The sequence below is a fragment of the Candidatus Nealsonbacteria bacterium genome (assembly GCA_011050465.1).
GTDB lineage: Bacteria > Patescibacteriota > Minisyncoccia > Minisyncoccales > RBG-13-36-15 > RBG-13-36-15.
The window spans coordinates 38,440-51,618 of the sequence record DRFQ01000009.1; the positions used below are offsets into that span (position 1 = coordinate 38,440).

At 35.5% G+C, this 13,179-nt stretch carries 12 protein-coding genes; 11 read left to right on the plus strand and 1 reads right to left on the minus strand.

The window, feature by feature from the left end:
• Positions 1-192: 192 nt before the first annotated feature.
• Positions 193-1,509 (minus strand): recombinase family protein, encoded by a 1,317-nt coding sequence (locus tag ENH66_02085; protein ID HDZ54468.1) that lies wholly within the window; start codon positions 1,507-1,509, stop codon positions 193-195.
• A gap of 216 nt (positions 1,510-1,725) precedes the next feature.
• Between ENH66_02085 and lexA the strand changes: the two genes are divergently transcribed.
• The 11 genes from lexA to ENH66_02140 all read left to right on the plus strand — a co-directional run bounded on the left by lexA (position 1,726) and on the right by ENH66_02140 (position 12,985).
• A complete protein-coding gene (lexA, locus tag ENH66_02090) occupies positions 1,726-2,394 on the plus strand; it encodes a repressor LexA (protein ID HDZ54469.1) in 669 nt (222 codons plus the stop codon).
• Positions 2,395-2,403: 9 nt separating this feature from the next.
• Positions 2,404-4,359 (plus strand): SAM-dependent methyltransferase, encoded by a 1,956-nt coding sequence (locus tag ENH66_02095; GenBank protein ID HDZ54470.1) that lies wholly within the window; start codon positions 2,404-2,406, stop codon positions 4,357-4,359.
• 5 nt (positions 4,360-4,364) lie between these two features.
• Positions 4,365-6,263 (plus strand): hypothetical protein, encoded by a 1,899-nt coding sequence (locus ENH66_02100; GenBank protein ID HDZ54471.1) that lies wholly within the window; start codon positions 4,365-4,367, stop codon positions 6,261-6,263.
• Positions 6,264-6,269: 6 nt separating this feature from the next.
• Positions 6,270-7,631 (plus strand): restriction endonuclease subunit S, encoded by a 1,362-nt coding sequence (locus ENH66_02105; protein HDZ54472.1) that lies wholly within the window; start codon positions 6,270-6,272, stop codon positions 7,629-7,631.
• 11 nt (positions 7,632-7,642) lie between these two features.
• Complete coding sequence (locus tag ENH66_02110; protein HDZ54473.1) at positions 7,643-7,912, plus strand: hypothetical protein; 270 nt, start codon at positions 7,643-7,645, stop codon at positions 7,910-7,912.
• 240 nt (positions 7,913-8,152) lie between these two features.
• A complete protein-coding gene (locus tag ENH66_02115) occupies positions 8,153-9,118 on the plus strand; it encodes a hypothetical protein (protein HDZ54474.1) in 966 nt (321 codons plus the stop codon).
• 186 nt (positions 9,119-9,304) lie between these two features.
• The gene (locus ENH66_02120; GenBank protein ID HDZ54475.1) at positions 9,305-9,895 is read left to right on the plus strand and encodes a hypothetical protein; all 591 of its coding nucleotides are present in this window, start codon (positions 9,305-9,307) and stop codon (positions 9,893-9,895) included.
• Positions 9,892-10,416, plus strand: coding sequence for a histidine phosphatase family protein (locus ENH66_02125; GenBank protein ID HDZ54476.1), 525 nt, complete (start codon positions 9,892-9,894; stop codon positions 10,414-10,416). Before ENH66_02120 ends, ENH66_02125 begins: the two co-directional genes overlap by 4 nt.
• Before the next feature lie 13 nt (positions 10,417-10,429).
• Positions 10,430-10,750: a cupin domain-containing protein gene (locus ENH66_02130; protein HDZ54477.1), complete on the plus strand. Its 321-nt coding sequence runs from the start codon at positions 10,430-10,432 to the stop codon at positions 10,748-10,750.
• A 139-nt stretch (positions 10,751-10,889) separates the two neighbouring features.
• A complete protein-coding gene (locus ENH66_02135) occupies positions 10,890-11,450 on the plus strand; it encodes a hypothetical protein (protein HDZ54478.1) in 561 nt (186 codons plus the stop codon).
• 476 nt (positions 11,451-11,926) lie between these two features.
• Positions 11,927-12,985, plus strand: coding sequence for a hypothetical protein (locus ENH66_02140; protein ID HDZ54479.1), 1,059 nt, complete (start codon positions 11,927-11,929; stop codon positions 12,983-12,985).
• Positions 12,986-13,179 lie beyond the last annotated feature (194 nt).

A 13,179-nucleotide genomic window follows, 5' to 3' on the forward strand; every position in this document is an offset into this window, starting at 1 on the left:
GACATTTGTCAATACCAAATCCGTAGTCATTATGAATAACATCAATGAAACTGATATCGATAGCAATGATTTTTTGGAAGGAATAAGAGTCATGCTCAATTATATTTTATCAGAAAATAGGAGAAAGCGCAAGCGCAAAAATAGTTAGAAAGCAAATAAAAACCGCTTTATAATAGGCGGTTTTTATTTTTACTATTTTTCCAGCAGGATTTTTTTGTCTTTTAGAATTAGTTTGCTTTTCAGAAAGAAGAGGAATTCTCTTTTTTCAACCAGCGTTCCTTCTCTGAGAAGATACTTTGCGTAATTTCGTATATCGATATCAACGTTATTATTTTCTTTTTTATGGCCCAGTACTCCGATCCTGAATTTATTGAATCTTGTGATTTCCTGTTCTATTCTTGATTTTACCCCTAACTCATCTAAATCAATTCTATCCATCAATTCTATCAACTCGTTGATTAAATTTGGTTCATTGACAGCAGGATTTTTACAATCAATATTTCTGGCTTTCGTGCAGAAATAATAGACGTGGCGGTTTACACCACCATCTTTTAATTTTTTGAACTTTTCATCAGCTGATATTCCCGAACCGCAATAGCCGCATTTAATCAGTTTCGTGAAAGCGAATTCTTTGCTCTCGGTTTTTGGAATAAAGTTTTCATTAAGCGTCGTCTGAACCCTATCAAATAATTCCTTATTTATAATCGGCGTGTGCTTGCCAATATACCACTTGTTACTTCCCACTGGATATTCAAACTCTCCGTAATAGAAGTGATTTCGGAGAATGAGATAAATGTTGGCAAGCACAAGCAGCTTGCCGTTTTTAGTTTTGAATTTTATCTCTCTCAGCCAACGATATACCTTACGTCCGCTCCATTGTTCGCTTGCCACTCTTTCAAACATCTGCTTTATAACCGGAGCTCTCTTTGGGTCAATCCTCGCCTGGCACTTTTTATCAGCGTGTTTTTCGTTGAGGTAGCCTGTAGGAGCGACTCCCGGCCTAAGTCCCATCTCGCATCTGGTTCGCAGCCCTCGCTTCACATTTACCGCTTTGTTGTCATTCTCGAGCTTAGCTTGAGATCCCAATATCATAAGCATGAACTTTTCGTTCGGGTTATTAGTGAATCTTTGCCCGAATGTCCTTATTTCCAATAGAAGCTTTTTATCCATCAAATCTACGATAGAACCTAAGTCTCCGGCATTTCTGCTCAGCCGGTCTGGAGCCCAAGTTAAAATACCATTGTATTTTCCTTCTTTTATTTCAGCCAGCATTTGATTAAAAATCTCTCTTTGGCCGACTTCCTTTGAAGAATGAGATTCGCGCTTGATATCTACAACTTTGAGGTTGTCTTTTTCTGCCAAAACCAACATCTCTTTTACCTGCGATTCTATAGAAAGAGTTTGTTTATCTTCTGCTTCAGTTGATTTTCTGGCATACAGGCAGTAACGTATATCAACCTTAACAGGGGATTGAAAATTATTAAGTCGTTCTTTTGTCGCTTGTTCCATATCCTTGAATAGTCCTTAATTATTATAATTCGACCTTTCAAGGAGAGGATGCCGCAACGGCTCTGATGAGTCCAGGCCCCATCAGTTGACAACTTTTCAACCCAAAATTCTTCACTAATTTCATGGATAGACAAAAAACTGCCAAAATGGCAGAATTAAGGTAGTTTTAAGAGAAATCAAACTTATTCACAGGTTAATCTCTTGACACCCGACCAAATGGTCGGGTATTATAATATAATGACTATAAAAAAAGAAATTATTACCAGAAGACAAAAAGAGTTATTATCTATTATTTACGAATATATTAAGGACACTGGATATCCGCCAACCTTTGAAGAAATGAGAAAAAGATTAAATGTGTCCTCAAACCAATCGATTATCGATCTTTTGGTAAAATTAGAAAAACAGGGAGTTATTAAACGAAATGAGTCTTCGGCTCGAGGTTTAGCAATGTTGCCTTTAGGATATAGGATGCTTGGCCAACCGTCACTTGCTGCTTTTTTAGGCATTACAAGTGCAGGAGCACCCATTGAGGCTATAGAAATATCGGGAGAATGGCAATCAGTTTCTTCGGATATTAAAAAACTTAAGGACGAAGTTTTTCTTTTGAAAATTTCCGGTGATTCAATGATTAATGCCGGTATTGAAGACGGCGATGTTGTTTTAGTAAAGGATCAAAAAGAATTTTCCTCTCGCGATATTGTCTTAGCTCAAGTAGGGGACGACTCGACTATCAAGCGTTTTATTTCAGAAGATACACCACCATATGTTTATCTTAAGCCGGAAAATCCAAAATATAATATTATTCTTTTTACCGAAGAAAGTCGACTTATAGGAAAGGTTATTTCTGTTTTTAAAAATGGCTATTGGAAGCCGGTTAAATAATTAAAATCTATGCCAACTAAAAAACTCAATAAAACCAAAGAAATAATTGATAAAATTTTTCGCGACCCAGAAATAACCTATGGTTTAAAAGAATTCGAAGAAATTGACTTCGAAAAAGTTTTAGAAATTACCGAGGAAAGTCGAGATAAATTTTACATTAAAGACATTAAATCAAAAAAACTAAAACTTGTTTTTGATGAATCAAAAAAGCAGGGTAAACCCGAAGAAATTATTCGACAACTTTGGCTCTACAAACTTAATACTCAGTATAAATATCCTTTTGATCGTATAGATACAGAAAAAAGTATTCACTTTGGTCGAGAGATTCACGCCAAAGCTGCTGACATCGTTGTTTATAAAAAAGATAAAATCACGCCGTTTATTATCCTAGAGATTAAAAGTCCAACCGAAAAGAAAGGAATTGAACAACTTAAAAGCTATCTTTCTGCCGAAGGTTCAGAAATAGGGGTTTGGTCAAATGGTAAAGAGCGAGTAATATTATATAGACCATATCCAAAAGAGTTTCAAGATTCTTTAAGTGATATACCTCGAGCCGATCAAACCATCGACGATTTATTTGAAATCAAAAAAACTTGGTCCGAATTAAATCCAAAATTTGATTTTGTTAGAATTATCAAACGTATAGAAGAATTAGCTCTCGCTGGTTCTGGAGCAAATGTTTTTGAAGAAATCTTTAAAATAATTTATGCCAAACTCTATGATGAAAAACTGGCACGTGAGCGGCGCGAGAACCAAGAAGTGCTTTTTAGGAAATATCGTGATCCCGAGAAAACATTTGAGGTGATCAACGACCAGCTTTTTAAAAATGCAATTAAAGAATGGCCAGATACTTTTGAAGAGTCAGATCGTATTAAGCTTTCTTCAGCAAGGCTTAATATCTGTGTGCCATTTTTGGAAAATGTTCGTCTTTTTGAATTAGGGAAAGGCGAACTGGAAATTATTGATAGTGCGTTTGAATATTTAATCACGGAAGTTTCAAAAGGTAAAAAAGGACAGTATTTTACACCTCGGCATGTCATCAAAATGTGTGTAAAGATGACGAATCCTAAAGCTGACGAATATATTATTGATCCCGCCTGTGGCTCCGGCGGTTTTCTTTTACATACAATGTATTATGTTTGGGAGAAATTAACCACAGAGGCAGCAAAAAATGATTATGCAGCAAAGTACCTCTTTGGGTTGGATTTTGACGAGAATATGCGTCGTATTTCCCAGGCTTTAATGCTTATTGCAGGTGATGGTAGACATCATATTTTTAAACGTGATTCACTTGATGCTCGGGACTGGCAAGGAGTAGAAAGCGAGGAGGCACGAGTAGCGTTGAAGCCGCTTTTATTAAAATTGGAAAATCCATCTGAAGCAAAAGAAAATCAACTTACTTATAGGTATTTGAATTTTGACATTTTATTGACCAATCCGCCTTTTGCCGGAGAAAATCCCGAGTCAGGATTGTTGCGCCAATATGAACTTGCTAAAAAAGATGGCAAATTAAAGAATAATGTTGAGAGGCACATTCTTTTTATTGAGCGTTCTCTTGACGTCATTCGTCCTGGCGGCCGAATGGCAATCGTCTTGCCGCAAGGCGTCTTAAATAATACTAATATGGAGTTTGTCCGAGAATATGTTCTTAGTAAAGCAAGGATTTTAGCCGTAGTCGGACTCCATGTTAACACATTTAAACCTCATGCTGGAACCAAAACTTCTATTTTATTTTTACAAAAATGGAATGAAAAAGAAAAACCACCTAAAAATTATCAAATTTTTATGGCGGTTTCAAAAAAGCCAGGCAAAGATAATTCCGGAGATTATGTGTATAAAAAAGATGATAAAGGAAATTATATTCACGATGCCAAAGGCCGTAAAGTTTTAGACCACGACCTCGGTGAGATCGCCGAAGCATTTGTTGATTTTGCCAAAAAACAAAAATTTAGTTTTTGGGAATAGAAATTATGAAATTATTTCTTAAAGCAATTGAATTCGAAGATTACAGAAATATAAAAAATGGCTCAAGACTAATTTTTGAGCCTATTACTACTTTAGTTGGAGCAAATGAGAGCGGGAAGAGTAATATAATTAGAGCCATACAATTGTTATCCGAGGATTTTAATGAAAATGACACGAAAATGGGCAGTATTAGGGCATCAAGAAACGAAATGCCATTACTTAGGTATTTTTTTGAACTTAAAAGTAAAGACCTGTTCGGATATTTTAAACAAAGTATTAAAAATTTCAGGGATAAAAATCTGATTTGTTTAATCGTAAGTGGTGAAACAAATGAATTAATGTTATCAGATCAACGTTTTTCATTAAGGGAAATTGAATATAGAAATCAATGGAAGAATACTAGTGGTCAGCCCATGAAATTTAAGGCTCGCAAAGGAAAAGAGATAGAATTACAACAAAACGAAAAAATTTTTGGGGATAATGATAATAAATTTGCTATAGCGAAACTAGCTAGAGAGAATAAAATAACGAAACTTACGACTGAAGAAATAGACTCAGATGTTATAGATAAAATTTTTAAAGATTTTCTTCCAGAAATAGAATACTGGGAATATGACCAAGATAAACATTATCTTCCAGACCATGTATTCTGGGATAAATTTTTAACAGCGCCAGATAACTTTTTACCAGTTAAAAATTTATTTTTAATTGCTTGCTCCGAAGGAAATCTAACAGATTTTAATACTGCCTTATCTAGTTTTAAAGGTAAAGATCATGAGATTCAAAAATATCTTGATGATGTTAGTAAGTCGCTTAACAAAATTATCAAAAAAACATGGAAGCAAAGCAATATAGAACTACAACTTTTTTATCAAACAGATAAATTGAGATTTGATATATACGAAGGAGGTCGCAGAACTCCTCCAAGCGTAAGAAGCGATGGTTTAAAATGGTTTCTTTCCTTTTTGCTTGATTTTAGATCAAGAGGTGAGTTGCAAAATAAGATTATTTTATTTGATCAACCGGGTGAGAAATTACACCCCGGTGGTCAAAAAGAGTTACGAGAGCGTTTTACAGAAATTGCTTTAAAAAATCAAGTGATTTTTGCAACCCAATCTCCATTTTTAATTGATCGTAATTCTTGGTCAAAAGTAAAATTTTTACAAAGAAAAAATGGAGACCCTGAAATTAAGCAACCTACTAAATATGATGTAAAGAACGATGAATTACTTCGGCATTCACTTGGGTATTCACTGGCAGATGTGGGACAAGCCAATGACTTTAATATTGTCGTAGAGGGTTATACCGACCAGTTTTTATTATTAGATATAGGAAGAAGACTTAATGAAATAGCGTCTTATTTAGAAAAGAAACCGATTATTAATTTAAATAAGATAGCTATCTTTGATTCGCGTGGATTTACCACAATTAAAAAAAGGGTTGATGAATTACTACAAGCTAATTTGCATGCCATCGGCCTTTATGATGGCGATGATGTTAGTAAAAAACGGTTCTCTCAAGATCGTAAATCTAAGAGATTTAGAAATCTTCTATTTTCCTTAGATGAAATAGTTGATCAGAATAATTATAAAACGATTGAGGATTTAGTCCCTGAAAGATTATGGGAGAAATCATGCAAGGAATATTTTAAAAAGAATCGGTCTAAATTAACTAAGAAAAACTTTTGTCATCCTCGTTGGGGAAAAATTAAGGAATGGTACAAGAATAACTATAATACCGAAATTACCCGAAAAGAGAAAGAGAGTCTATGGGAAGTTATTTTTGATAATTGGGATCAATATTTTGATAGCGTAAAAGATATTTCAAAAATTTCTGAGATTAATATAACAAAACAGGCATTAGAAAGTTTAGCTAAAAAAGTTGCTCGTGGAAAGAATAAATAACTACTTATGGTTACTCATCTCATAATCCAAAAATCACAACTAGAAGGCGGTTTGCGTCTTGATGCGGAATATTATCAACCGGAATATTTAGAGTTAAAAAATAGATTGTGTAAAACCGAATCATATAAATTCTGGAAAGATATTAAAGGAAACTTTATTACGGGACCCTTTGGCTCAGAATTTAATGTTGAAAACTATGTTTTAAACGGGAAATATCGGTATGTTCGTGGAAAAGACGTTAAAGAATTTTTCCTTTCTGACGATGATAACGTATATATACCCCAAAAAGACTTTGAAAGACTTAAAAAATATTCATTAAAAGAAAATGATATTTTAATTTCAGTTGTTGGAACGCTTGGAAATGCTGCTATTATTGATAATTCTGTTCCTCCAGCAATTTTTAGCTGTAAGAGTACAGTTTTTCGTAGCGAATCGATAAATCCTTACTATTTTATTAGTTATCTTAATTCGCTTTATGGTCGAAAATTATTAGGCCGTAATGTACGCGGCGCAGTTCAGACAGGACTTAATATTGATGATTTGAGATTATTGCCAGTATTTATTCCACCAAAACAACAACAGGAATTGATTGGTTCGTTGGTCTCGAAGGCAAAGGAGGAATATGAAAATACTAAATTATTTTATTCTCAAGCTGAAGATTTACTTTTAGAAGAATTGGGTTTAAAAGATTTTGAAGTCGGGGATGATTTGTCTTATGTTGTTAATCTTTCAGATTTAAAATTAGTTAACCGTATTGATGCCGAGTACTTTCAGCCGAAACACGAGAAATTAATATCAAAAATTAAAAACCAAAATATAAAAAAACTTGCTGATTTAGTTTCAATAAAAAAGGGGATTGAGATAGGAAGTGAGAAATATCAAAAAGAGGGAAAGTTATTTGTTCGAGTGAGCAATCTTTCAAAACAGGGGATTATTGATAAGGATCAGAAATATTTAAGCGAAGAATTATATCAGAAACTAAAAAAAGATTTTGAGCCAAAAGCAGGAGAAATTTTACTAACTAAAGATGCAACTCCGGGCATGGCTTATTTATTAAAAGAATCAATTGAGGGAATAATTGCCGGCGGAATTTTAAGATTAAAACCCGAAACAAAAATCGAACCAGAATATTTAGCTTTAGTGATAAATTCTATTGTTGGTCAATCACAAGTAGAACGAGATACCGGTGGTTCAGTAATTATCCACTGGCGACCAGAACAAATTAAAAATTGTTCAATTCCAATTTTACCTAAATCTACCCAGCAAAAAATTGCTGATTTGGTTCGCCAATCCCACGAAGCTCGCAAAAAAGCAAAAGAATCATTAGAACAAGCCAAACAAAAAGTCGAAGAATTAATTGAGAAATAATCAAAAATATTATGACAAAAATTAAAGTTAAAAAAATAACAGATGGTGACACCTTTCAGGGCACAAGGGGTGGATTTTACCGCTTAGCTAATGTTGATGCTCCCGAAAAAAGAGAGCGGGGGTATCAAAAGGCCAAAGAAACCTTAAAAGAACTTATTGAAGGCGAAAAGCTTATTGTTAAAGTTGAGGGCACATCTTATGGTAGAAAAGTTGCAACCGTCAGAATACCAGGCGAAAAAACGAGTATTAATGAAAAAATGAGGCGTAGGGGTTATAAATAGAATTTCCTCAGGTCGTTTTTAAAATGGTACGTCATACTATCCCAAATGGAACACCCCCTTTCTGTGTCCCATTTGTCCCATTTTAGCTTAAAAAGCCCCGACCGAGACGCCTAAATGGAACACGGCCAAAATCGCCCAAAACACCCTTAAAACTGGGGTTCAGAACTGAGGTACACAGCCATCCTATGCTAAGTCAAGTGACCGAGACTTGTTCGATTTGAGTCCTGAGCCAGCAATATAATGATTGATCAACTATCCAATTTAATAGTTAATCTGGACCTTGTCTTTCTGGCTATTTCGCCAATGGTTTTTGTGTTTAGCGTTACCTTGTTGGGCGACGCTATTGGACATGCGCAACAAGAGGAAAAAGCTGCCAGAGACAATGATAAAATCACCATACAAAAAGATATAACAGAGGTGGAAACAGCCTTAGAAGAAACTAAAAGGAAGGGATATATCACCGACAAACTTGATGAAAATTTAACACGATTACAAAGTAGACGGCAGCAAACTGAAAAGAAAATTAGGGATATAAAAATTAAATATAGCGCTATTGATCTTAGAAATACTGTTGTATATCCTTGTTTTTCTTTTCTACTCTCTATTTTAATTGACCCGCTTAGAAATCTATCGGGAAATTTTGATATATCTTATTATTTAATTTTCTTTTCACAAACACTTTTATTTTTATACGGTTTTATAAAAATTTATAAAAGTCTTCAACTCGTACAACAGACAACCACCAAGAAAAAATCTGGAGAATACTTTAGGCATATAAAAACAGCTTTTAAAGATGCGCTGGAAGAATATTATCAAAGCACAAAAGAAGAGGTTTCTGTAGAGTTTAAAGATATAGCTTTTCCGTTAAATATAGCGCCGTCAACAGAATTAAATATTTTTCTAAGGACGGAGCTAATAAAAGGCTCTCTTCTAAGAAACGCATCTGTATGGTTTTATGTCGCTGATGGCTTAGAGTTAATTGATCCTCCCGAAACTAGTAGTTGGAGGCAATCGGCAGACTATAACCCACCAAACATCCGAACAGTTAAAGTTGATCTTGGTGATTTAAGTATAGGTCAATATATTCCAAGGACTCTAAAACTTAAAATGCCAACAATTCCAGGAAAATACTTACTTAGATATGTAGTCAAGGGGGATGGTTATTCTGGACCATCAAAAGATTTAACATTATTGGTGACTGGATAAATTCGTCCCTGACCGAGACGCGTCAATGAGACACGCCTCAAACCCCCTAATTTCCCCTTAAAACACAGGTTCTAGACTAAGGATGTCAGCAACAGTCAGCGCAGTATCGAGGCCGACCGAGAGGCCTCAAAATCGCCAACCTGTCCGCCTCTGGAGGAGAAGGCGGTTTTTTGATAGAATAGAAAAATGAAACGAGTAAAAATTAACCCACCATATATTCCCTTAACTCAACAGAAATTATGTTGCGTGCCTTGTGCTATTCAGTGGATTTTGTTAAGAAGGGGTTTGAAATTAGTTGACCAAGAAACAATAGGAAATGCATTAGGTTTAATGGTGCCTAAAAAACACAAGAATTTATTTATTAGTAAGGTAAAAGTAGGAAAGAAAACTCCAAAAAGAGGCTGGGGAACTAATGAAACAGATGGTTCAAAAATGAACAGGTTTTTCAAAAAACACAGAATTCCGTTACGGGCCAAGAAGGTTTTTTATTCAGAAATTAAAGACGCGGCAAAGTTGATTATAGAAAGCCTGAAAAAGGGCAATGATTTAATGCCGGTTACTTATATGTCAATAATAGAACCTAAAGAGAAATATGGACACGCATTATTGATTAGTGAAATTATTTTAAGCAAGAAGCCGAAAGTTATTGTTGGTGACCCTCGTTTTCTTTCAAAAAAATTCTGGGAAGTTGACTTAGATAGGCTCATTAAAGGAATGAGCAAGAAGTTTGACGGAGAAGAAAGGGGAATATATATTTTTACCAAGCATAAAATATGAAAATATATTTCGCTGCTCACGCAACATCAAAAGATAATGAAGCTGAAATTGCTTCTGGCTGGAAAGATGTTGAGTTGTCTGAATTGGGTATCCAACAAGCAAAAGAATTAGGCGAGAGGTTTAAAGATATAAAGATAGATTTAATCTGTTGTTCAGATTTAAAAAGGGCTGTAGATACAGTGAAAATAGCGTTTAATGACAAATATCCCGTTATTGCAGATAAAAGGCTAAGAGAGCTTAATTACGGTGATCTCAATGGCAAGCCAAGCGAAGTTGTAGGTTATATGAAAAAAGAAAGGATAAAAGAGTCCTTTCCTAATGGAGAAAGTTATGAGTTGGCAATGGTTAGAATTCACGAGTTTTATAAAGAGCTAAAAGAAAACCATCCAGAAAAGACAGTTTTAGTTGTTGGTCATCGTGCTACCCAATTCGGTTTAGATACGCTTGCTGGCGGTAAAACCCTTGAAGATTGCTTAAGCGTGCCATTTAAATGGCAGCCATACTGGAAATACGAGTTTTAATTAAATAAAAAATATGAAGAAATTTAAAATTAGTAAGATTATTAGAAAAATTAAGAAATCTTGGAAGCCTATTGATGTAGTTGATTTTAACAACTATACATTAAGAATAGCGTTATTCAAAGGAGAATATCATTGGCATAAGCACGATAAGGAAGATGAATTTTTCTATGTTTATCAGGGTAAAATTTTAATTGAGACAGAATTAGGGAATATGATACTAAATAAAGGAGAAGGTTGCGTAATTCCCAAAAGAATAAAACATAAACCTTCGTCTAAAGTGAAATCATATGTGTTTATGATTGAACCAAAGAAATTAGCAAGTAGGGGAGACTAATTAAGCATAAGGCAATAAAAATCGCCAAGAAGGCGGTTTTTTGATATTCGTCCGAGAGTTGCCTTGGGCTTGACTTATTTGCGGCAAATTGATAGATTATTCTTAGCATCATTTCCAACAAAGAGGTAAGGAGGGTTAAATGATGAAGCCTCAAACAATAAAGAGAAGCTCGTTCCTTTATAGATACACAAAATGGCTTTGGGGAAGCTTTATTACTGATACAAACGTTGAAAACACCAAGAATGCCTGCAACTTTCTTTGGGGTAGGTTAATTGGTGGAACTTTAATCTTGATATTCGGAAGCATCGTGCTCTTTGGGATAGTAGTTCCCATAGTCTGGTTTCTCGGCTACCATTTTATCCGCAAAGAAGACAAAAACAAATATACCAAAGACAGGATGTGCTACAATTATAAATTCAACGGGAAGACTTATCAAAGATTCGCCCCTTGGGAGATAGCAATAGCTATTAGCGTCCTAGGCGCGATTATCTACCTCTCTGCTTTCAATCAGTCTTTGGGAACTGACATTGGTAAGATAACAGGTCTCGCTGTTGCCTCACTAATCGGCCTCATTCTGATTCTAGCCTTGCTACTTACTGTTTTTTCCAGGGGTTGGAGAAGCACAATTGGCAAAGCCATCAGAGAAACGACCGCGACAAGACTCAAGAATGCCTGTCCTCCAATTAAATATGTAGATTAACAAATAGAAAATTACGCGAGCTTATCCTAAAAGCGGTGCGACATCAAGTCAAACCGCCTTTTTGTTACTAAACACCCAACAATTCCCTTGATTGTTTCAACACAAGCTCCGGATATTGAACTAATTCTGCCCAGCTAATGGTTCTAACGTCGTCCAAGCCCCGCAGCCAAGCACAACTCGGTATCGAGGGCGACCGATTCCCGTACAAAATTGGTTCGAGTCCAGGTGCCGTCGCGGTACTAGACCGAGGCGGTTCGAGTCGCAGCCCCCCAGCACCAGTCAGCGCAGTATCGAGGCCGACCGAGAGGCCTATTTTGAAGCTATTTTCTTGACGGGTCTAGGACGTCCTAAACCCGTACCCGTCTAGGAATAGAACTCTACGAACAAAAAAGGAGCAGTTCGAGTAGTAGCGCCAGAGCATTTCTACGGATTTCTTCGGATTTTAAACTTTCAATTCTTTAATATAATTTATGTAAATGGACAAATTAACTTTTAGAAAAAAGTTGGAAGGTCAATTAGAGCAATTCTACTCTGATGAAATACAAATCGCACCAACCCCGCAATTTACAAAACTATTGGAAAGGATGAAGTCTTTAACTCTAGCAGGTGGGAAACGATTTCGCCCTTATGTCGCTTTCTTAACCTACTCTTCATATGGTGGAAAAGATTTCGATAAATTACTACGAGTTGCCCTTTCTTCAGAGCTTCTACATAATTATATATTGATTCACGATGATATCATTGATAATGACCTAGAGCGTTATGGGGTGCTAAACATAACCGGGCAATACCTCAAAGATTTTACCTCACTAGAAAATGATTCGGACAGATTAAGACTTGCAGAAGGAATGGCAATAATAGCGGGTGATATTGGACACTCACTCGCATACAAGAACTTATTAAGTATCGATTCTCTTGATGATAGGGAGAAAAAACAATTATGCAAGCTCTTAACTAACTGCAACATTGACCTGTTGGCTGGACAACAAATGGATACTCTTAATATTGAATTATTGATTGATGATTTTACATTAGATCGGTTAATAACCACCTGCATGCTTAAATCCTCTTCATACTCGACGATAATTCCTATGAAAATGGCTGCGATTCTACTTGATTTAAATAATAGAGAAGTTAAACTAATAGAAAAATTTGCCGTTCAGTTCGGAATACTTTACCAACTTGTCGATGACTACTCTGACTATTTTATTAATAAGACCGATTTCAATATAAAGGCCAAATATAGAGATTTTAGACAAGGGAAAATAACTCATCCATATTTTGTGGCGCTAGAACTCGCAAGCGAACAGGAACGAGATTTTCTTAAAGAAAATTTTGGAAATAAAAAAATACCTCAAGACCAATTAGAAAGAGTTACAAATATCTTGCTAAATTGTGGAGCAAAAGACAAGGCGATAGAATTAATTTCCAAATATGCAGTGGAATCTCAAAATTGCCTTAACAAATTGAATATTTCTAAGGAAGGAAAAAATCAAATGCTAGGGCTGATTGAGCACTATAAAACTGTTGTTTAACTTTTTTAGTATAGGTTACGGTATTTTATTGGTCCGAAATAATTCTCCGAAAATCGTCCCAGCCAAGCACAACTCAGTATCGAGGGAGACCGATTCCCGTACAAAATTGGTTCGAGTCCAGGTGCCGTCACGGTACTAGACCGAGGCGGTTCGAGTCGCAGCCCCGCAGCAACAGTCAGCGCAGTATCGAGGCC